The following is a 21,477-nucleotide window of genomic DNA, read 5'->3' as shown; positions in this document are numbered from 1 at the left end:
GCAGCTTAGTGGGCGCTGGCGTGTCACAGCACCACGGTACGACCTCCATTTAGGAAAACGCGCCGCTCTATGTGATAACCCACACCCCGGGCCAATGTCTGGGCTTCAATGTCGCGGCCTCTGGCAATCAAGTCTTCGGGGTAGTAACTGTGGTCCACGACCTCGACGCCCTGAGCGATGATCGGCCCTTCGTCGAGGTCGTTGTTGATGTAGTGCGCCGTGGCGCCCACCAGTTTCACGCCTTTCTCGTAGGCCTGGTGATACGGCTTGGCGCCTTTGAAGCCGGGCAGTAACGAGTGATGAATGTTGATCGCCTTGCCATCGAGCTTGCGGCACAGCTGGGGCGAGAGCACTTGCATGTAACGGGCAAGGATCACCAGTTCGGCACCGGTGTCTTCGATCACGCGCCAGACCCGCGCCTCTTGCGCGGGTTTGTCGTTGGGGTCAAGGGCGAAGTGGTGATAGGCGATACCGTGCCACTGCGCCAGCGGCTCCAGGTCCGGGTGATTGGAGACCACGGCCACCACGTCCATCGACAACTGCCCGATGCGCTGGCGATACAGCAAATCGTTCAGGCAGTGGTCGGACTTGGACACCATGATCAGCACTTTGGGCCGGTAATGCGGCGGGGTGAGTTCGAAGGCCATGCCGAAGGATTGACCGCGCTCGCTGAGCCCGCGGCGAAAGGCCGGTTCGTCAAAACCTTGTGGCTGACGAAATTCGACCCGGATAAAGAACCGGCCGGAACGTTGATCGTCGAAGGAGTGATGCTCGGTGACATAGCACTGGTGTTCAAACAGGTGACGCGTCACGGCGTCGACCGTGCCCAGCCTGCTGGGGCAATCGGCGGTGAGAATCCAGGTGTCCGGGGCGCGGCTCATGAAGGGCTCCTTTTAGTGTTCTGATGTGAAAAGCAAAAGCCCCTCACCCTAACCCTTTCCCCACAGGGAGAGGCTTAGGGTGAGGGCCAGCCGCGACTCAGGCCTCAACACTCAACCCATATTGCGCCGCAGCATCCTGCAACCAGAGCCACCAATAATCCGAGAAGCTGCGGCGGATCAGCAGTTCCCACGTGTCCTCGGCCGTATGCCGGATCACCAGCTGCGATTTCGCAAACACCGTGCCCACCGCTTTGCCCACCGGGAAGTTGTCAGGGTGGACGTCGTAGCTGGTGGATTTCATCAGCACCTCGCGCACGTTCGGCCCGCGCAGCTCCAGCAGTTGTTGCCCGCCGCTGACGTTCACCACGGCAATGTGCTGACCCGCCAACGCCTCGCGCAACGCCTGTTCCACCTTGAACTCTTCACCGCCCGGCACGATCAGCAGCCATTCGTCCGGGCCCATCCATTGCAAGGACGTTTCGCCGCTGGCCACCAGGCTCAGCGCCACCGGCAGTTCGAGGCCCAGCGCCTGGTGTACGCCTTCGCTGAACGCCGGATCGCGCGCGTCGCCACGCAAGGTCAGGTGGCCCAGCAGTTTTTTCTCACGCACCGTGACGCCGGGGTTTTGCCGACCCTGGCCGATGAGCGCCGACAACCGGGCGTGGTGCAAGGATGACTCAGCTTTAGCGCCCGACTCCGGACGCTGTTGGTATACGTTTGCGCTCGTCATGTGATCACCCATCAAATGTTCTGCCGTTCGCCTTTGGGGTCGAAAAACACCGAAGACACGATTTCCGCTTCGATCACGCTGCCATCGGCCAACGGGGCGAATACCCGTTCACCCATACGCTTGAGACCGTCCTTGACCACGCCCATGGCGAATGAATACCCCAGCGAGCCGCAGGTGTAACTGGAGGTCACGTGGCCGACCATGCTCATGGGGATCGCCTGCGTGGGGTCGAACACCAGTTGCGCCCCTTCAGGCAGCCATTGAGTCGGGTTCACCGGTTTGAGGCCCACCAGTTGTTTACGCGCCTCGCGCACGCAGTCTTCGCGGTTCATGCCGCGCCAGCCAATCCATGAAAATGGCTTGTTGCGGCCCACGCACCAACCCATGTTCAGGTCATCCGGGGTCATGGAGCCGTCGGTGTCCTGGCCGACGATGATGAACCCCTTTTCGGCCCGCAACACGTGCATGGTCTCGGTGCCGTAAGGGGTCAGGTTGTAGGCTTTGCCGGCCTCGACGATGGCTTCCAGCACGCCCATGGCGTAGTCGGCCTGGATGTTGACCTCGTACGACAATTCGCCGGTAAACGAGATGCGGAACACCCGCGCCGGCACGCCGGCCACCCGGCCTTCTTTCCAGCTCATGAACGGGAAGGCGTCGCGGTCCAGGTCGATGTCGGTCACTTCGCTCAGCAGTTTGCGGCTGTTAGGGCCGGACAAGGTCAGGGTCGCGTAGTGGTCGGTGACCGAGGTGAAGTACACCTTCAGCTCCGGCCATTCGGTCTGCTGGTACAGCTCCAGCCATTGCAGCACCCGCGCCGCGCCGCCCGTGGTGGTGGTCATCACGAAATGGTTGTCGGCCAGGCAGGCGGTCACGCCGTCGTCGAAGACCATGCCGTCTTCTTTGCACATCAGCCCGTAGCGCGCCTTGCCCACGTCCAGTTTGGTCCAGGCGTTGGTGTAGATACGGTTGAGGAACTCCCGCGCGTCCGGCCCCTGAATGTCAATTTTGCCCAGGGTCGAGGCATCCAGCATGCCGACGCTGTCACGCACGGCCTGGCACTCGCGCTTGACCGCTGCGTGCAGGTCTTCACCGGGGCGCGGGAAGTACCACGGCCGCTTCCACTGCCCGACGTCTTCAAACGCTGCGCCCTGTTTGACGTGCCACGCCTGCAACGCGGTGTAGCGCACGGGCTCGAAAATGTGCCCGCAATGACGCCCCGCCACCGCGCCAAAGGTCACGGGCGTGTAGTTGGGGCGGAACATGGTGGTGCCCATTTGCGGGATGCTGACGTTCAACGAACGCGCCGCAATGGCCAGCCCGTTGACGTTGCCGAGCTTGCCCTGATCGGTGCCAAACCCCAGCGCGGTGTAGCGTTTGACGTGTTCGACCGACTCAAACCCTTCGCGGGTGGCCAGTTCGATGGCGGCCGCCGTGACGTCGTTTTGCAGGTCGACAAATTGTTTCGGCGCCCGTGCCGTGCCTTTTTCGTGGGGCACGTGAAACAGCGCCAGCGTGGGTTCCTGGTGATGATTGAGGGCTTTGGGCAACACGCCTTCCACGGCTTTGAACCCGGCTTCACAGGCCGCACGCACGCCGCCTTCAAAGCCGTCCGCCAGGCTGTCGCCCAAGCGATAGACGCCATTGATCCCGCCCACGCACACGCGTTTTTGCGGTGCGTCACCGGGCACAAACCCGAGGATGTCTTCGCGCCAGACCGGTTTGCCGCCCAAGTGCGACGCCAAGTGCACCACCGGGCTGTAGCCCCCCGAGGTGGCAATCAGGTCGCAATCGAGCAGTTCGCCGGGGCTGGTGACGCGGTGGGTGTTGAGGTCGATCGCCGCCACCCGGGCACCGGTCACGTGTTTGCTGCCACGGGCTTCAATCACGGCGCTGCCGGTCAGAATGCGGATGCCCTTGGCGCGGGCTTCTTCCACCAGCGCACCACGCGGGTTGCTGCGGGCATCGGCAATGGCCACCACTGGCAGGCTGGCGTCGAGCCAGTCCAGCGCCACGCGATAGGCATGGTCGTTATTGGTGCTCAGCAGCAACGTGCGCCCCGGCGCCACGCCGTAACGCCGCACATAGGTGGACACGGCACCGGCCAGCATGTTGCCCGGCACGTCGTTGTTGCCATACACCAGTGGCCGTTCGCAGGCGCCCGTGGCCAGCACCACACGTTTGGCCCGCACCCGGTGGATGCGTTGACGCACCAGGCCAATCGGTGCGCGGTCGCCCAGGTGGTCGGTCAGGCGTTCGTGAATCGTCAGAAAGTTGTGGTCGTGATAACCGTTGACGGTGGCCCGTGGCAGCAACACCACGTCCGGCATGCCGCGCAGCTCGGCCACCACGCTGGCGACCCAGTCCATGGCCGGTTTGCCGTCCAGGCTTTCGCGGCTGTCGAGCAGGCTGCCGCCGAACTCTTCCTGTTCATCGGCCACGATCACCCGGGCACCACTGCGCGCCGCCGCCAGCGCTGCCGCCAGCCCGGCAGGCCCGGCGCCGACAATCAGCACGTCACAGTGACGGTTCATGTAGTCATAGGTGTCGGGGTCGTTTTGCGTCGGTGAACGGCCCAACCCGGCCGCCTTGCGGATGTACTTCTCGTAGGTCATCCAGAACGACTTGGGGTACATGAAGGTTTTGTAGTAAAACCCCGGCGGCATCAGTTGGCCGCCCACCTTGCCCAAGATGCCCATCATGTCGGTGTTGACGTTGGGCCAGCCGTTGGTGCTGGTGGCCACCAGCCCTTGGTACAGCGCTTGTTGTGTGGCGCGCACGTTAGGGATTTGCGTGGCCTCGGTCGCCCCGATTTGCAGCACGGCATTGGGCTCTTCGGCGCCTGCGGCATAAATGCCCCGTGGCCGGGAATATTTGAAACTGCGGCCGATGATGTGTACGCCATTGGCCAACAACGCGGCCGCCAGGCTGTCGCCTTCATAACCGGTGTAGGTGTGCCCGTTAAAGGTGAAGGTCAGCACGCGCGTGCGATCAACACGGCCGCCATGGGCCAAGCGATGGGTCTGGCTCATACCTTTTCTCCCAGCTCGCGGGGGGCCGTTGTCGAGGCTGGCGCAGGCGACTGTTCAGTGAACTGCGGCTGGCTGCCGATGCGGTAGGTCTCAAGGATTTCGTACGTCACGGTGTTGCGGGTCGCGTTGAAAAACTGACGGCACCCGGCCACGTGGTTCCACAACTCGTGGTGCAGGCCGCGCGGGTTGTCGCGAAAGAACAGGTAATCGCCCCACTCGGCATCCGTGCAGCTATTGGGGTCCAGCGGGCGCGGGATGTGTGCTTGCCCTGAGGCGTGGAACTCTTCTTCAGAGCGCAACTCGCCGCAATGGGGACAGAAGATATGCAACATAGGTCTTTCTCCTGTTAGTGAGCGACGGCAGCAGCGCCGTGTTCGTCGATCAGCGCGCCGTTGTGGAAGCGCTCAAGGGAAAACGGGGCGGCCAGCGGGTGCATCTCGCCCTTGGCCAGACTGGCGGCAAACACGTTGCCCGAGCCTGGGGTGGCCTTGAAGCCGCCCGTGCCCCAGCCGCAGTTGAAAAACAGGTTGGGCACCGGGGTTTTGGAGATGATCGGGCACGCGTCGGGCGTGGTGTCGACGATGCCGCCCCACTGGCGGTTCATGCGCACGCGGGACAACACCGGGAACATTTCCACAATCGCCTGGATCGTGTGTTCGATCACCGGGTAGGAGCCGCGCTGGCCGTAGCCGACCCAGCCGTCAATCCCCGCGCCGATCACCAGGTCGCCTTTGTCGGACTGGCTGATGTAGCCGTGGACGGCGTTGGACATGATGACGCTGTCGATGATCGGCTTGATCGGTTCGGACACCAGCGCTTGCAGCGGGTGCGACTCGATGGGCAGGCGGAACCCGGCCTGACGCGCCATGTGCCCCGAATTGCCCGCCGTGACCACGCCCACGCGCTTGGCGCCGATAAAGCCTTTGCTGGTTTCGACGCCGATGCACACACCGTTTTCCTTGCGAAAGCCCAGCACTTCGGTTTGTTGAATCAAGTCCACGCCCAACGCATCGGCTGCCCGGGCAAAGCCCCAGGCCACGGCGTCGTGACGCGCCACGCCGCCGCGACGTTGCACGGTGGCGCCCAGGACCGGGTAGCGGGTGTTTTTTGAGCAATCAAGGTACGGGATTTCATCGGCCACCTGCTGCGTGTTGAGCAGTTCGCCGTCCACGCCGTTGAGGCGGTTGGCGCTGACCCGGCGTTCCGAGTCGCGCATGTCTTGCAGGGTATGGCACAGGTTGTAGACGCCGCGCTGGGAGAACATGACGTTGTAGTTGAGGTCCTGGGACAGGCCTTCCCAGAGTTTCATCGCGTGTTCATACAAGTGCGCCGACTCGTCCCACAAATAGTTGGAACGCACGATGGTGGTGTTACGCGCTGTATTGCCGCCCCCCAGCCAGCCTTTCTCGACCACGGCCACATTGGTGATGCCGTGTGCCTTGGCCAGGTAATACGCCGTGGCCAACCCGTGCCCGCCGCCCCCGACGATGACCACGTCGTAGACCTTTTTCGGCGTCGGTGTGCGCCACATCTTCTGCCAGTTTTCGTGGTGGCTGAGGGAGTGCTTGAAGAGGCCGAAGCCTGAATACCGTTGCATAGGATCTACTCCAAAACCGCGCTCAGCGATAAACCGGGAAGTCTTTGCACAGCGCCGTCACTTGCCGCGCCACGTCCGCCTCAATGTCGGCATCGCCGAGATGATCGAGGATGTCGCAGATCCAGCCAGCCAGCTCGGTGCATTGCGCCACTTTGAAACCGCGGGTGGTGACCGCCGGGGTGCCGATGCGCAACCCCGAGGTCACGAACGGCGACTGCGGGTCATTGGGCACTGCGTTCTTGTTGACGGTGATGTGGGCGCGGCCCAGCGCGGCATCGGCGTCTTTGCCGGTCAAGCCCTGACGGATCAGGCTGACCAGAAACAAATGGTTGTCCGTACCACCGGACACCACGTCATAGCCGCGTTTGATAAACACCTCGGCCATCGCCTGGGCGTTGTCGATCACGTGCTGTTGATAGGTGGTGAACGCAGGCTCCAGGGCTTCCTTGAAGCACACGGCCTTGGCCGCAATCACGTGCATCAGCGGCCCGCCCTGCCCGCCGGGGAACACGGCGGCATTGAGTTTTTTCTCCAGAGCTTCATTGCCACGGGCCAGAATCAGCCCGCCCCGTGGCCCGCGCAGGGTTTTGTGGGTGGTGGTGGTCACCACGTCGGCGTACGGCACCGGGTTGGGATATAAGCCTGCGGCCACCAGCCCGGCGACGTGGGCCATGTCGACAAACAGATATGCGCCCACCTTGTCCGCAATCTCCCGAAAGCGTGGGAAATCCAGGGTTTTGGAGTAAGCCGAAAAACCGGCAATGATCATTTTGGGCTGGTGCTCGACGGCCAGCCGCTCCACGTCGTCGTAGTCAATCAACCCGGTCGCGGTGTCGATGCCGTACTGCACGGCGTGATAGAGCTTGCCGGAAAAACTCACACTGGCGCCGTGGGTCAAGTGGCCACCATGGGCCAGACTCATGCCCAGCACGGTGTCACCGGCATTGAGCAAGGCCAGGTAGACCGCCGCGTTGGCCTGGCTGCCCGAGTGTGGCTGGACGTTGGCGTAATCGGCGCCGAACAGTTGCCTGGCGCGGTCGATGGCCAATTGCTCGACGTTATCCACATGCTGGCAGCCGCCGTAATACCGCTTACCCGGGTAGCCCTCGGCATACTTGTTGGTCAGGCCACTGCCTTGGGCCTGCATGACGCGCTGGCTGGTGTAGTTTTCGGACGCGATGAGCTCGATGTGATCTTCCTGACGCTGATCTTCGGCATTCATGGCCGCTAACAAGGCGTCGTCGTACCCCTGTATCTGATCCTGCTTGCTGAACATCGCGTTCTCCCGGCGCCAGCGCGCCATTGGTCTGGATGAGGGCTTGCCCTGTGAGACCGATGGTAGGGCCGGCGCGGGGCGATCAAATGCCCACGCGCGCCACGCAGTGGTGCGTTTACGACATGCCGGTGAGATTGCCTGGCGAACCCGCGACGCACCGTGCAAGGCAGGCGTGCTCCTACAAGCCTGACCGGTCATTCGCCGGTTTTGGCGTAAGAGATTTCCGCGACTTAAGCAGTGCCTGTGCACCCGCAGATTTCTTGGCTAAAGTGCACGACAACTTTGACCATGGAACCGGGAAATGACTGACAAGAGCCAACAATTCGCCAGCGACAACTACTCCGGTATCTGCCCCGAAGTCTGGTCTGCGATGGAAAAGGCCAATCACGGCCACCAGCGTTCCTATGGCGATGACCAATGGACCCTGCGCGCGGCGGACGACTTTCGCAAACTGTTCGAAACCGACTGCGAGGTGTACTTCGCCTTCAACGGCACGGCGGCCAACTCGCTGGCGCTGTCGGCGTTGTGCCAAAGTTTCCACAGCGTCATCTGCTCCGAAACGGCCCACGTCGAAACAGACGAATGCGGCGCCCCGGAGTTCTTCTCCAACGGCTCCAAACTGCTGATCGCCCGCACTGAAAACGGCAAGATCACCCCTGAATCCATCCGCGAGATCGCTCTCAAGCGCAAAGACATCCACTACCCCAAGCCCCGCGTGGTGACCATCACCCAGGCCACTGAAGTGGGCAGCGTCTACACCCCTGAAGAAATCCGTGCCATCAGCGCCACCTGCAAAGAACTCGGCCTGTTGCTGCACATGGACGGCGCGCGTTTCTCCAATGCCTGCGCCTACCTGGGCTGCACCCCGGCCGAGCTGTCGTGGAAAGCGGGCGTGGACGTGCTGTGTTTTGGCGGGACCAAAAACGGCATGGCGGTGGGCGAAGCGATCCTGTTTTTCGACCACGCCCTGGCGGTGGACTTCGATTACCGCTGCAAACAGGCCGGGCAACTGGCTTCGAAGATGCGCTTTTTGTCGGCGCCGTGGGTCGGTTTGCTGGAAAACGGCGCCTGGCTCAAACACGCCAAACACGCCAACCACTGCGCGCAATTGCTCAGTGAACTGGTGAGTGACATTGACGGGGTTGAGCTGATGTTCCCGGTGCAGGCCAATGGCGTGTTCCTGCAACTGTCGGAACCGGCCGTAGCGGCACTGACCGCCAAGGGCTGGCGCTTCTATACCTTCATCGGCAAAGGCGGCGCCCGCTTCATGTGCTCGTGGGACACCGAAGAAGCCCGCGTACGGGAGCTGGCGGCGGATATTCGGGAAGTGATGGCGGGATAAGCGCCGCGGCTGCGACGCAATCGATCGCAGCCTCGTGTCTCGGGACGGCTACAGGGTCAGGAATGCCTGTGGTCGTGCACGAGTGCCGCGAGGCTGCGGTCGGCGACGTAACCCTCACCGGCAGCTCAGGGGTTACGAGCGCTGTGCACAGCATGGCGAATCGTCAGGATTGCCCGAGTGTTCGCTCTATCACATCGACCGTGGCGCTGACTTGCTCTTGATAACGGTCGAGCTCCTGTTTGTGGCTCAGTTGCAGTTCGATCTGTTGCGAACACAGATTCAAGGCTGCCAGCACCAACAGTTTGTCCCCGATCAGGCTCGGGTACTTGCGTTTCGTTTCGGCCAGGGCGGCTTTCAACATCACGGTGGCGGCCATCAGGGTTTGTTGCTCCCCTTCAGGTGCCTTGATCGTGTAGTCGTTACCCAGAATCGAGACGACATTTACACCGTCTCTGTCCACGCTCATGCGTTGACAGGGCTCACGCTCGCGCGCTCAACCAGTGCCTGAATGCGTGCTGCGGTGGCGCCTTGCTTCTCTTCGTGTTCCATCAGGCTCAGTTGCAGGCTTTCGTTTTCGTCTTTGGCCTGGGCCAGTTCAGCCGTCAGCTGAGAGTTGGCGTCCAGCAGTTCTTGCTTTTGCTGAACCAGGTCGCTGACCAGTTGTTCAAGTTTGCTAAGGGATGACTCAATCATGGGGAAGGTCTCAAGCAGTTTCAGAGGGCGCGTACGATAAAGAAAAGTCACCCTCTAAGCCAGGGTTATTCAGGCCCAAAGGCCCGATTTAGCTAGGGGCGCCGTTCATTTAGCCCCCTAAAGACTGTGGCAGGCCAACTAGGTTCCCGCCCCCGGTCGGCAAAGCCTGCGGCGCAACAATTTCGCGGACGGCATTCAAGACTTTAGTCTTATGACCGATAGGTCATATACACCCCGCATTGACGTCGCACGGACCGCGCCTCATCCCTCAGGAAACATCATGTCTTTACGCAATATGAATATCGCTCCGCGCGCCTTTTTAGGGTTTGCGCTGATCGGCACACTGATGCTGATTCTGGGGGCTGGCGCACTGCTCCAGATGGGCCAGATCCGCTCGGCAGCCGAGGACATCAGCACCAATAGCGTGCCGAGCATCCAGAACCTGGATGAGTTCACCCAACTGACGCTGCGCCTGCGCGTGTTGTCGTACCGTTTGCTGATCAACCGCGAGCCTGACGTTCAGCAAAAAACCATGGAACTGCTGGACCTGCGCAACCAAGAGATCCGTACAGCGCAAACCGAGTACGAAAAGTACATCAGTAGCCCGCAAGAGCGGGCGGTGTACGAGCGCTACCAGCAACTGATGGGCAATTACCGTCAATTGGAGGACCGCATGCGCAGCCTGTCGCGCAATGGCGACATTGATCAATTGCGTGCGTTGCTCAATACCGAGCTGCTGGAAAACTCCGAAGCGATCAACAAAGAACTCAACAGCCTGATGCGTATCAACGGTCAGCAAATTGCAGAAGCCAACCAGCTTGCCAGCGACATGTATTCGGCCGCGATCAAGCTGGTGGTGTTTTTGCTGTTACTGGCCACTGCACTGACCATCGCGTGCGCCCTGCTCCTGACCCGCAGCATCACTCAGCCCATCGCGCAGGCACTTGAGGCGGCCGAAGCGATTGCCGAAGGCAACCTCACTCGCCCGATCAAGGTCGATGGCAGCGATGAAGCCGGTCGTCTGTTGCAAGCGATGGCCAAGATGCAAGGCAAGCTGCGTGACACCCTGCAACGGATTTCGGGCTCGGCCACGCAATTGGCGTCTGCGGCTGAAGAGCTGAACTGCGTCACGGACGAAAGCGCCAAAGGCCTGACCCAACAGAACAACGAGATCGAGCAAGCCGCAACGGCCGTCAACGAAATGACCAGTGCCGTAGAAGAAGTGGCACGTAACGCCGTCAGCACCTCCGAAGCCTCGAAAAATGCCACCGCCTCGGCCGGTGATGGCCGCGACCTGGTACTGGAAACTGTCAGCGCCATCGAACGCATGAGTGGCGATGTGCAGAGCACCGCGACCCTGATTGGCAACCTGGCCGCTGAGTCGCGGGACATCGGCAAAGTACTGGATGTGATTCGCGGCCTGGCCGATCAGACCAACCTGCTGGCCTTGAACGCGGCCATCGAAGCGGCGCGTGCCGGTGAGGCTGGCCGCGGGTTTGCGGTCGTGGCCGACGAAGTGCGGGCACTGGCACATCGCACGCAGCAGTCGACCAGCGAAATTGAACGCATGATCGGCAGCATTCAGGGCGGCACCGAACAGGCCGTGGACTCGATGCGCAACAGCACCGAGCGCGCCGAATCGACGCTCAACATAGCCAAAGGCGCGGGCCTGGCGCTGGACACCATCAACACGGCGATTGTGGAAATCAACGAGCGCAACCTGGTGATTGCCAGCGCCGCCGAAGAACAGGCCCAAGTGGCCCGCGAAGTGGACCGAAACCTGGTCAACATCCGCGACTTGTCGGTGCAATCGGCGACGGGTGCCAGCCAGACCAGCTCGGCGAGCAATGAGCTGTCGCGCTTGGCGGTGGACCTGAACAGCATGGTTTCGCGCTTCAGTTTGTAAGCCAGACGCCAAAAGCCCCTCTCCCAAAGGGAGAGGGGCCTAGCCACCCTAAAACTCGATGCGCACATCCCCCTTCGGCACACTGCAACACGACAGGATGTAGCCCTCGGCCACGTCTTCATCGGTGATGCCGCCGTTGTGCTCCATCTCCACGTCCCCACCCAGCTTCAACACTTTGCACGTCCCGCAGATCCCCATCCCGCATGCCTTGGGAATCATCAGCCCCAACTTGGCCGCCGCCGCATGCACGGTTTCCGCCGGGCCCACGCGGATGCTTTTGCCCGACGCCGTGAACTCCACCTGATTAAGCTCGGACGCGTCCAGTTCAGGGGCATCGGCCGCCTGCTCGGCCTGCTCTTGCGCATCGGCCCGCACGCCGGGCGGCGTCGCGCCGAATGACTCTTCGTGGTAACGGCTCATGTCAAACCCGTTGGCTTCAAGCAACCGTTTGACCGCCGTCATGTACGGCGTGGGGCCGCAGCAGAACACTTCACGCTCCAGAAAATCAGGGGCCATCAGTTCCAGCATTTTGTGATTCAAATACCCGCGATACCCCGCCCAGGGTTCGCCCAGGCCGTGCTTTTCGCAGATCAGGTGCAGGCTGAAATTGTCGATGCGCGAGGCCATGTGCTCCAGCTCGCGGTGGTAAATGATGTCTTTGGGGGACCGCGCGCTATGGATAAACACCATGTCGACATTGGCATTGGTGTCGTAAAACCAGCGCGCCATCGACATCACCGGGGTAATCCCCACGCCGCCACTGAGGTACAGCACTTTGGGGCTCGGCGCATCGATGGCGTTGAACAGGCCCACCGGGCCATGCACGGCCAGCTCCTGACCTTCCTGCAAGGTGTCATGCAGCCAGTTGGACACCCGCCCGCCGGGGACGCGCTTGATGGTGACGGAAAAACTGTACGGCACCGAGGGTGAGCTGGAGATGGTGTACGAGCGCATCACTTGCTCGCCGTCGATGTCCAGTTCCAGCGTCACGAACTGCCCCGGCTTGAAAAAGAACAGGATCGGCTGGTCGGCCATAAAACAGAACGTGCGCACGTCCCAGGTTTCCTGAATCACTTTCACGCAGCGAACGGTGTGGCGGCCGTTGGCCCAGGTCTGGGTGGTTACCGGGTTCAGAAAGCTGTTGGACATGCGCTTCTCCACGGCCGACTGCCGGCCTCTTGCTGGCGATTCTGCGCATGCACCGTGAGCGCCATTTATCTATTCGCGACATTCACATGCTTATCGCGACCAGCCCCTGAAAACGGGCGCCCGGGCGTCGGGAACAGATTGGGCCATGTCGCTCACAGACAGGGCCGCCGCGCGCTTGAAACGCACACTCAGCGCCAATGGCTTGACCTTGCGTCGCACCCTTGACCCGCCACTTGAAGGCCGCCTCCCATGGCCATGAGGACCACACGATGGACGTCACCGCAACCCTGAGCCTGGGCGATCCACTGGAACCCGCACGCAAGGCCACCGCCGAAATGCTGCACACCCGCGAACGGACGTTTTCCCTGCCCCAGCCGTTCTACAACGATGAGCGGTTGTTCGCCATCGACATGCAGGAGATTTTTCAGAAGGAATGGCTGATCGCAGGCATGACCTGCGAGATCCCGAGCAAGGGCAACTTCCTGACCCTGCAAGTGGGCAACAACCCGATCATCGTGATTCGCGGCGCCGAAGGCCAGGTGCATGCCTTTCATAACGTGTGCCGCCACCGGGGGTCCAGGCTGTGTACCAGCGAGAAAGGCAAAGTCGCCAAGCTGGTGTGCCATTACCACCAGTGGACCTACGAGCTGGACGGGCGCCTGCTGTTTGCAGGCACTGAAATGGGCGCTGACTTCGACATGAAGCAGTACGGCCTCAAACCGGTGAACGTGAAAACCGCGGGCGGTTACGTCTTTATCAGCCTGGCCGAGCACCCGCCGGCCATTGATGAGTTCCTCGCCACGCTCGATCACTACATGGAACCCTACGACATGGAAAACACCAAAGTGGCGATCCAGACCACGCTGGTGGAGAAAGCCAACTGGAAACTGGTGCTGGAAAACAACCGCGAGTGTTACCACTGCAACGCCTCGCACCCGGAACTGCTCAAAACCTTGCTGGAATGGGACGACGTCACCGACCCGCGCGCCGATCAGGCGTTCAAGGACCACGTTGGCGCCTCGGCCGCTGCGTGGGATGCCGAACACATCCCCTATGCCCACCAAAGTTTTGGCCTGCGCAACCGCATCGTGCGCATGCCCCTGCTCAAGGGCACGGTGTCGATGACGCTGGATGGCAAACAAGGCTGTGCAAAACTCATGGGGCGCATCAAAAACCCGGACTTGGGTTCAATGCGCATCCTGCACCTGCCGCATTCGTGGAACCACTGCATGGGCGACCACATCATCGTGTTCACCGTCTGGCCGATCAGCGCGCAGGAGACCGTGGTCACCACCAAATGGCTGGTGCACAAGGAGGCAGTCGAAGGTGTGGATTACGACGTGCAGCGCATGCGCACCGTGTGGGACGCCACCAACGATCAGGACCGGCGACTGGCCGAAGAAAATCAGCGCGGGATCAACTCCACCGCTTACCAGCCGGGGCCATACTCCAAAACGTACGAATTTGGCGTGATCAACTTTGTGGACTGGTACAGCGAACGGATGCTCAGCAACCTCGGTGCCGCGCCTGCGCCTTACCTTAAAGAAGTGAGCGCGCCCTGACGCCCGCCTTCGACAGCCTCGGCGCACGCGCCGTCGAGGCTGTCGATCCAGCCCAAAGCAACCGTTACCGGGCAACAGGCCTACTCATCAGAAAGGCCTTCCCCGTCACGCGAATCAGCGGATGAGGCGTTATCTGGCAGGTTTTGACAATGCTAAAACCGTGGCGCTCATAAAAGCGTCGAGCCCCGGTATTGGCGGCGTAATCGATCAGGCTCAGGCCTTTGAGCCCCAGCGCCTCACAACGCGCCTGGGCCGCTTGCAAAAATGTCGCCCCCAGCCCTTTGTTGCGCCAGCCATCGTCCAGCGCCAGGCTTGAGATATAGAGCGTGTCCGGTATTTCCATGTCGGCATAGGGCGCTAACACGGGGTCCGTCACCGGCTCGGCGTGCGGGTCGTGGCGCGTCACGTAGCTGTGCATCATGCCGATCACGCGCCCCTGTTGCTCCGCGATCAGGCAGTTCTCGTACGAAAAGTTCACCCCCTCACGGGCGTAACGCGCCGCGCCCACCTCCAGTAAGTCCTCACCGGGTTGTGCAATCAGGCTCCAGATGTAATCCGCCCCACCTTCGGAGCTGATCTGGAAAAAACGGGCAATTTCGCGCGCGTCGTCACGTCGAGCCGGTCTGAATAAAACAGTCATGGGTGTCTCTTGCGCCTGGAGTGGACCGTTTTTTTAGCCCACGACGTTTGCTGTCACAACGGCTGCTTGCAGGCTATGTATAACGAGGTATTTCCATCCAGTGATCATTATTTGATCAAGCGCACGCACCCCGTGCCTACAAAGGCGCGTAGCCAAGCACGAACACGTTATCCACAGGCACACCCACAGCAATTGTGGGGAAGTGGACACATCATCCACCCAACGGCCATTGATCAATTTTTGTACAAAATCCTGCACGTCACGTCCTGCGTGGCCTACAGCGGAAAGCGAACACGTTATCCACACATCCGCCAACAGAGAATGTGCGCAACTTATGCACGGTGCCTGCGGCTGTGGAAAAGCCCTTCAAAGCGCCGATATTCAAGGCTTTAGCGAGCGAGCCGTGGATAAACCCGATATTTGGCTATTTTTTGACCAAAATCCTGCAAGCCACGTTTTGCAAGGCTTGCAGCGGATAGCGAACATGTTATCCACACAAGCGCTAACAGACTTTGTGGGCAAGTCTCACCGCACCACCCCTTCTTCGATCAGCAACGTCAAAATCGCTTGCGCGCCTTCTTCAGCACTCACGCCGCTGAGGACGCGTCCGCTGCCGCCTGCGGCCTTGGCTGTCGCGGCTTTCATGCGGTCGGCGCCGCTCTTGGCCTTGATCACCTTGAGGCGTTTGGGTCGGGGCTTGGCAGGCGATAACGTGGCTGCTGTGGATAACTGATCGTCAACCACCTCAACGTCTTGCGCGTCAATCTCCCCCCGCATGGCCGGGCCATAAGCGCTTTGTCGGCCAGTGGGTGCGGCATTATCCACAGTGGCCATAAAGGGCAAGCGCACGTGCAGGCGTCGACGCTGCCCACTGGGCAAGGCTTGCAACACGCTGGCCACGCCGTCGTGGACAGACTCGATCTGCGCCACCCCTGCCACCAGCGGCCAGCCCAGTTGCTCAGCCAACAGGTACGGGAGCATGCCGGAGCCCTCGCCGGTTTCTGCCTGATTGCCGGTGAGCACCAACTGCACACCCGCCTCACGCAGATAGTCGCGCAGCACGGGCACGGCATCGGCCTGTGGGGGTTGTTCGAGCACCTGCAACTGCGCCAGCCCCATGCCCAGATACGCGCGCAATGCGGGCTCATGGGGGTTGCCCGCGTGCAGCACGTGCAGGTCATCGCCGGCCAGTTGCAGGCCCATTTCTACCGCGCGGGCATCTTGTTCGGCGCGGCGTGGGCGCTGTGAGGCGGGGTGGATACCGATGGATACCAATACGACGGTGGGGATGGTCATGAATCACACTCCAAATCAAAAGCCCTCACCCTGGCCCGCTCGCAGAGGGAGAGGGTTGGGGGTGTGGGCGCGGTTAAGCTGCATCCCGCACGTTGTCTTGCCGCCACTTATCCACAGCCGCCAGCAACGCCTCAAGCACTAACGCCGCATCCCCAATCACCGACAAGTCGGCGCGTTTGATCATGTCGCAAGCCGGGTCGAGGTTGATCGCCACGACTTTGTCGCACGCCCCCATGCCTTGCAGATGCTGAATGGCGCCACTGATCCCGACCGCCACATACACGCGGGCGGTCACCCAAGTGCCGCTGGCGCCAACTTGCCGCTCACGCGCCATAAAGCCTGCGTCCACAGCCACCCGGGATGCACCTTCAGTGGCGCCCAACGCCGCAGCGGTCCTGTGGAAAAGCCCCCAGTCTTTGACCCCATTGCCGCCACTGAGAATGAACGGCGCTTCAGCCATCGGGATCACCGACGGATCGACTTCAACCGGCCCCAAGTCTTCTATGCGCGGCAAGTTGGCGACAACGGGTGTGGATAACTCAACGACCAACGCTTGGTGGCGGGTCTCGCTCACCGCATCGGCGCATTCGGCCGCCGCCAAAATCAACCGGGGCACGGGTTGTTGCAGGTCTTGCACACCCGCGCCCGCACGGCCGATGCACAGACCGTCCTTGACCTGCCAGACCCGTGTTGCAGGACGCTCACCGATGCGCGCGGCAAACCGCCGACCCCGCTCACCGCCCCCTTCGCGGCTGTCGGGCAACACCCAATGCCGGGGGGAAAATTGGTTATCCACAGCCTGGAGCGCCAACACTAGCTGCTCCGGTGCATAACCTTGATGGTCGAGCATCAGCAATCGATCCACCCCGGCCTCTGCAAAAGCACGCTCCTTATGCTCCCCGAATACCACGGCCAACACCGCGCCTTCGCTGCCTGCCAAGACATGCGCCAAGCCAAGCACGTCGCGATCGTGAGCACTCAACCGGCCGCCAGGCAGGTCGGGCACGACGGCGATGTAGAACGCAGGACTCGGCACCTGATGCAACGGCCGTTGAGCCTGCACACTGACCGCACGCCGGGTCGACCCGCCTTGCTGGCCGCCACTGCGGTCAATGCGCTTGAGCCCCTGCGGGCCGATAAACCCCACGCCGTGGACATTTTTGCGCAGCACGCCGTTGGGCCCCATCCAGCGTTCAGGTCGCGGTTGCAAGGCCGCATGCAGCGGGTGCAGACGATTACGGGCAATCCACTCGGCACGCGGGTCACGACGAAGCACGTCACTCATGCGATCACCTCCTGGGTGTTGTGCTTCGCGAGGCGGGGCGCTGTGGCTCGCTCCACCAATGCATCGGCCACCAGTTCGGCCAGGTCTTTGATCTGCGGGCGCGGCGCGACCACCCCTTCGAGCATGGCCGTGCATTGCGGGCAGCCCACGGCCACCCGTTCGACGCCGGTTTCGCGGATGTCGGCCATGCGCATGTCAGGGATGCGCTGTGTGCCGGGGATGTCGGTAATCGGCGCCCCGCCCCCGCCGCCGCAACAGCGGGAACGGAACCCCGAACGTTGCATGTCCTGAACCTCAAGCCCCAGTGCACGCAGCACCTGACGCGGAGCCTCGTATTCGCCGTTGTAGCGGCCCAGGTAACACGGGTCGTGGTAGGTCACGCGGCCTCCGGTGTCCGGTTTAAGCTCAAGCAGCCCGCCCTCGATCAACTCGGCCATGTAGGTGCTGTGATGCTGCACCCGGTAATCACCGCCCAAGGCGCCGTATTCGTTTTTCAACACGTGAAAGCTGTGGGGGTCGCAGGTGACGATGCGGCTGAAGGCGTACTGCGCCAGGGTCTGGATATTGCGCGTGGCCAACGCTTGAAACGTGGCTTCGTCGCCCAGACGCCGGGCCACGTCGCCACTGTCGCGTTCTTCAAGCCCCAGGACGGCGAAATCAACACCCGCCGCCTTCAGGACGCTGACAAAAGCACGCAGGGTGCGTTGATTGCGCAGGTCGAACGCGCCGTCACCGACCCAAAACAGCACGTGCGCCGAACGCTTGTCGCGCATCAGCGGCAGGTTCAAATCGGCGGCCCAGTTCATGCGCCCGCCTGGTGCGAACCCGCCGGGGTTGTCCGTGGCGATCAGGTTGTCCAGCACCTGCGCACCGGTATTGGGCGTGGCGCCTTTTTCCAACGTGAGAAAGCGCCGCATGTCGACGATGGCGTCCACGTGCTCGATCATCATCGGGCACTCTTCGACACAGGCTCGGCAGGTGGTGCAGGACCACAACGTGTCAGCGTCCACCAAGCCGTTGACGATGGGCTGATGCGCAGTGCCCCCGTGCTCACCGAGGGGCTTGCCGGGGTAAGGGCTGCCTGCAAAGTGAGCATCGGTGCCCCCCGCCATGCCCACCACCATGTCTTGAATCAACTTCTTGGGGTTCAGCGGCTGGCCTGCAGCAAAGGCCGGGCACGCGGCTTCGCACTTGCCGCATTGCACACAGGCGTCAAACCCCAGGAGCTGGTTCCAGGTGAAGTCTTCAGGTTTTTCTACGCCCAAAGGGGCGCGGCGATCGGACAGGTCCAGGGCTTTCAAGCCGGTGGAACGCCCACCGCCAAATCGCTCGGGGCGGCGGTGCCAGGCCAGGTGCAAGGCGCCAGCAAACGCATGCTTCATCGGCCCGCCCCAGGTCATGCCGAAGAACAATTCACCCAGGCCCCAGACCACGCCCACGCCCAACAGCGCCGCCAGCGACCACCCCCCAAAGCCTTCAGGCAAAACCCCCGCCACGGGCAGGGTCAGGATGAAAAAACTCGCGGCAAACACCAGCAGGCTTTTCGGCAGGCGCATCCACGGGCCTTTGGACAGACGGCTCGGCGGGTTGAGGCGACGTTTGAAGACAAACAGCGCCCCCACACCCATCAGCGCCGTGGCGCACAGCAAGGCGTAGGCAAGGACGCGCTGATGCACGCCCACCCCATGAACCAGAATCGCCAGCACCGCCGCCAGCACAAAGCCGCCCGCCGTGGCCACGTGGGTGTTGGCCATGTAGCGGTCGCGGGCCACGACGTGGTGCAGGTCGCTCATGTAGCGCTTGGGCATGGCCAGCAGGCCGCCCAACAGATCGACGCGGGATGGGCGGCCCTGACGCCAGAGGTGGATTCGCCGAAACGCGCCGATGAGGGTCAGACCCAGTGCCGCGAAGATCAGGAGGGGAAGAAGGATGTTCAGCATGGGTGGCTCCCATCAAGATTCGGTTTGAGCACATGCCCTCACCCCCGACCTCTCCCTCCGGGGGAGGTGGAGGCCCGGGGGTTTACCTCAGAAGTCCTTGCACAACCTGAGCGCGTCATAGATCGCCGCATGCACATTGCGTTGCGCCACGCAGTCGCCAATGCGGAACAACAAGTACCCATCACCCGCCTCGCTCAGGCACGGCTGCGGCTGGATCGCGAACAACGCTTCAACGTCGATCTGCCCTTTATTGCGCGAACCGGGCTTGAGCGCGTAGTACAACGCTTCGTCCGGGCGCACGCCGTTTTCCACCACCACCTGGTCCAGCACGCGCTCTTCCCGGGCCCCGGTGTATTCGTTTTCCAGCACGGCAATCAGCGTGTCGCCTTCGCGGTACACCTGCTCCAGCATCATGTCGCCGGTCATGATGACTTCTTTGGGGTACAGGCTGCGGTAGTAGGTGGGGAACGAGGTGCCGCCAATCGCCACGCCGGGTTTGATGTCGTCGGTGACGATCTCGACCTGCGCGCCTTTCTCGGCCAAAAAGTCGGCTACCGACATGCCCGTGAATTCGCAAATGGTGTCGTACACCAGCACGTTTTTACCCGGCGCCACCTTGCCGTCCAGGACGTCCCAACTGCTGACCACCAACCCTTGGGCGGCGCCCCAGTGTTCGTTCTGTTCCACATACGCGTGCCCGCCCACGGCCAGCACCACGATGTCAGGGCGCAGGTCTAAAATCGTGGCCTCATCGGCCGCCGTTCCGAGCCGCACGTCTACGTTCAGGCGCGCCAGTTCCAGCTGAAACCAACGCGTGATGCCGGCCATCTGGTCACGCTGCGGGGCTTTGGCGGCCAGGCTGATTTGCCCGCCCATGGCCTCGCGTTTTTCAAACAGGGTCACGTGGTGCCCGCGTTCGGCCGCCACTCGCGCCGCTTCCATGCCCGCAGGGCCAGCGCCCACAATCACCACACTGCGTTTGGGGCCGGTGGACTTCTGGATGAGGTGCGGCACGCCCATGTATTCACGGGAGGTGGCGGCGTTCTGGATGCACAGCACGTCCAGCCCCTGGTACTGACGGTCGATGCAGTAGTTGGCACCCACGCATTGTTTGATCTGATCGACCTGGCCCATTTTGATTTTGGCGATCAGGTGCGGGTCAGCGATGTGGGCACGGGTCATGCCGACCATGTCCACATAACCGCCTTCCAGGATGCGCGTGGCCTGGGTCGGGTCTTTGATGTTTTGTGCGTGCAGCACCGGCGCCTTGACCACCTCCTTGATGCCCGCCGCCAGGTGCAGGAACGGCTCCGGCGGGTAGCTCATGTTCGGGATGACGTTGGCCAGCGTGTTGTGGGTGTCGCAGCCCGAGCCAACCACGCCGATGAAGTCCAGCATGCCGGTGTCGTCGTAATATTGTGCAATCTGCTTCATGTCCTCGTGGCTCAGGCCATCGGGGTGAAACTCGTCGCCGCACAGGCGAATGCCCACACAAAAATCCGGGCCGACTTCGGCACGCACCGCTTTGAGCACTTCAAGGCCAAAACGCATGCGGTTTTCAAAACTGCCGCCCCATTCGTCGGTGCGTTTGTTGACGCGCGGGCTCCAGAACTGGTCGATCATGTGCTGGTGCACCGCCGACAGCTCCACGCCGTCCAGCCCACCTGCCTTGGCCCGGCCCGCGGCGCTGGCGTAGTTGCCGATGATGCGCCAGATTTCTTCGGGTTCGATGGTTTTGCAGGTGGCGCGGTGCACCGGTTCGCGCACGCCTGACGGCGACATCAGGGTCGGCCAGTTAAAACCGTCCCACCGCGAGCGACGGCCCATGTGGGTTATCTGGATCATGATTTTGGCGCCGTGCTTGTGCATCGCATCGGCCAGGTTCTGAAAGTGCGGGATGATGCGGTCGGTGCTCAGGTTGACCGAACTCCACCACGCTTGCGGGCTGTCGATGGCCACCACCGATGAACCGCCACAAATGGCCAGCCCGATGCCGCCCTTGGCCTTTTCTTCGTAGTACTGCACGTAGCGCTCGGTGGTCATGCCGCCGTCGGTGGCATACACCTCGGCATGGGCCGTGCTGAGCACACGGTTACGGATGGTCAACTTGCCGATTTGAATCGGCTCAAACATCGCTTCGAACGCCATATC

Annotated in this window: 17 protein-coding genes and 1 pseudogene; 4 read left to right on the top strand and 14 right to left on the bottom strand. The window is 61.9% G+C overall.

Translation table 11 applies throughout. The features are described from left to right. Positions 1-23: 23 nt before the first annotated feature. The 6 genes from purU to glyA all read right to left on the bottom strand — a co-directional run bounded on the left by purU (position 24) and on the right by glyA (position 7,513). On the bottom strand, positions 24-881 hold the full coding sequence (purU, locus tag TU74_RS05325) for a formyltetrahydrofolate deformylase (RefSeq protein WP_047291801.1): 858 nt from the start codon (positions 879-881) through the stop codon (positions 24-26). A gap of 97 nt (positions 882-978) precedes the next feature. Continuing rightward, positions 979-1,611 (bottom strand): sarcosine oxidase subunit gamma, encoded by a 633-nt coding sequence (locus TU74_RS05320; protein ID WP_047279162.1) that lies wholly within the window; start codon positions 1,609-1,611, stop codon positions 979-981. Positions 1,612-1,622: 11 nt separating this feature from the next. Further along, on the bottom strand, positions 1,623-4,640 hold the full coding sequence (locus tag TU74_RS05315) for a sarcosine oxidase subunit alpha (protein ID WP_048375444.1): 3,018 nt from the start codon (positions 4,638-4,640) through the stop codon (positions 1,623-1,625). Next, positions 4,637-4,972: a sarcosine oxidase subunit delta gene (locus tag TU74_RS05310; protein WP_047291804.1), complete on the bottom strand. Its 336-nt coding sequence runs from the start codon at positions 4,970-4,972 to the stop codon at positions 4,637-4,639. The genes TU74_RS05315 and TU74_RS05310 overlap by 4 nt, the downstream gene beginning before the upstream one ends. A 14-nt stretch (positions 4,973-4,986) precedes the next feature. Further along, complete coding sequence (locus TU74_RS05305; RefSeq protein WP_047291806.1) at positions 4,987-6,237, bottom strand: sarcosine oxidase subunit beta family protein; 1,251 nt, start codon at positions 6,235-6,237, stop codon at positions 4,987-4,989. 22 nt (positions 6,238-6,259) lie between these two features. After that, positions 6,260-7,513, bottom strand: a complete 1,254-nt coding sequence (gene glyA, locus TU74_RS05300) for a serine hydroxymethyltransferase (protein ID WP_048375442.1) — start codon at positions 7,511-7,513, stop codon at positions 6,260-6,262. A gap of 301 nt (positions 7,514-7,814) precedes the next feature. Here glyA and TU74_RS05295 point away from each other — a divergent pair, with 301 nt between their 5' ends. Next, the gene (locus TU74_RS05295; RefSeq protein ID WP_047291810.1) at positions 7,815-8,855 is read left to right on the top strand and encodes a threonine aldolase family protein; all 1,041 of its coding nucleotides are present in this window, start codon (positions 7,815-7,817) and stop codon (positions 8,853-8,855) included. A 163-nt stretch (positions 8,856-9,018) separates the two neighbouring features. On the opposite strand, the gene TU74_RS05290 is transcribed toward TU74_RS05295, so the two are convergent. Together TU74_RS05290 and TU74_RS05285 are read right to left on the bottom strand one after the other, a co-directional pair. Further along, positions 9,019-9,321 carry a cell division protein ZapA gene (locus tag TU74_RS05290; protein WP_047278128.1) on the bottom strand — a complete coding sequence of 101 codons (303 nt, stop codon included), beginning with the start codon at positions 9,319-9,321 and terminating at the stop codon, positions 9,019-9,021. Next, positions 9,318-9,548: a hypothetical protein gene (locus TU74_RS05285; protein WP_047291812.1), complete on the bottom strand. Its 231-nt coding sequence runs from the start codon at positions 9,546-9,548 to the stop codon at positions 9,318-9,320. The genes TU74_RS05290 and TU74_RS05285 overlap by 4 nt, the downstream gene beginning before the upstream one ends. Positions 9,549-9,759: 211 nt before the next feature. On the opposite strand from TU74_RS05285, the pseudogene TU74_RS25030 reads away from it, so the two are divergent. Then, positions 9,760-10,599 (top strand): annotated as a pseudogene (locus TU74_RS25030) (MCP four helix bundle domain-containing protein); the annotation flags it as partial. Further along, on the top strand, positions 10,582-11,454 hold the full coding sequence (locus TU74_RS25025; RefSeq protein WP_371057938.1) for a methyl-accepting chemotaxis protein: 873 nt from the start codon (positions 10,582-10,584) through the stop codon (positions 11,452-11,454). The pseudogene TU74_RS25030 and the gene TU74_RS25025, both read left to right, overlap by 18 nt. Positions 11,455-11,502: 48 nt before the next feature. Here TU74_RS25025 and gbcB read toward each other — a convergent pair whose 3' ends face one another. Continuing rightward, a complete protein-coding gene (gbcB, locus tag TU74_RS05275; protein ID WP_047279362.1) occupies positions 11,503-12,603 on the bottom strand; it encodes a glycine-betaine demethylase subunit GbcB in 1,101 nt (366 codons plus the stop codon). A 269-nt stretch (positions 12,604-12,872) separates the two neighbouring features. Here gbcB and gbcA point away from each other — a divergent pair, with 269 nt between their 5' ends. Continuing rightward, positions 12,873-14,165: a glycine-betaine demethylase subunit GbcA gene (gbcA, locus tag TU74_RS05270; protein WP_048375438.1), complete on the top strand. Its 1,293-nt coding sequence runs from the start codon at positions 12,873-12,875 to the stop codon at positions 14,163-14,165. Between the two features lie 64 nt (positions 14,166-14,229). Here gbcA and TU74_RS05265 read toward each other — a convergent pair whose 3' ends face one another. From TU74_RS05265 to dgcA, 5 genes are all read right to left on the bottom strand, one after another. Then, on the bottom strand, positions 14,230-14,805 hold the full coding sequence (locus tag TU74_RS05265; RefSeq protein WP_048375436.1) for a GNAT family N-acetyltransferase: 576 nt from the start codon (positions 14,803-14,805) through the stop codon (positions 14,230-14,232). A 525-nt stretch (positions 14,806-15,330) separates the two neighbouring features. After that, positions 15,331-16,101, bottom strand: a complete 771-nt coding sequence (gene etfB, locus TU74_RS05260; protein ID WP_048375435.1) for an electron transfer flavoprotein subunit beta — start codon at positions 16,099-16,101, stop codon at positions 15,331-15,333. 73 nt (positions 16,102-16,174) lie between these two features. Beyond that, complete coding sequence (gene etfA / locus TU74_RS05255; protein WP_048375432.1) at positions 16,175-17,386, bottom strand: electron transfer flavoprotein subunit alpha; 1,212 nt, start codon at positions 17,384-17,386, stop codon at positions 16,175-16,177. Next, positions 17,383-19,326 (bottom strand): dimethylglycine demethylation protein DgcB, encoded by a 1,944-nt coding sequence (dgcB, locus tag TU74_RS05250; RefSeq protein ID WP_048375430.1) that lies wholly within the window; start codon positions 19,324-19,326, stop codon positions 17,383-17,385. Before dgcB ends, etfA begins: the two co-directional genes overlap by 4 nt. 87 nt (positions 19,327-19,413) lie before the next feature. After that, positions 19,414-21,474: a dimethylglycine demethylation protein DgcA gene (gene dgcA / locus TU74_RS05245; protein WP_047291827.1), complete on the bottom strand. Its 2,061-nt coding sequence runs from the start codon at positions 21,472-21,474 to the stop codon at positions 19,414-19,416. Positions 21,475-21,477 lie beyond the last annotated feature (3 nt).

Origin of the sequence: Pseudomonas lundensis (genome assembly GCF_001042985.1) — a bacterium.
GTDB lineage: Bacteria > Pseudomonadota > Gammaproteobacteria > Pseudomonadales > Pseudomonadaceae > Aquipseudomonas > Aquipseudomonas lundensis.
The sequence above is the reverse complement of the archived record's forward strand: the minus strand, read 5'-3'. Positions and strand labels throughout refer to the sequence as shown.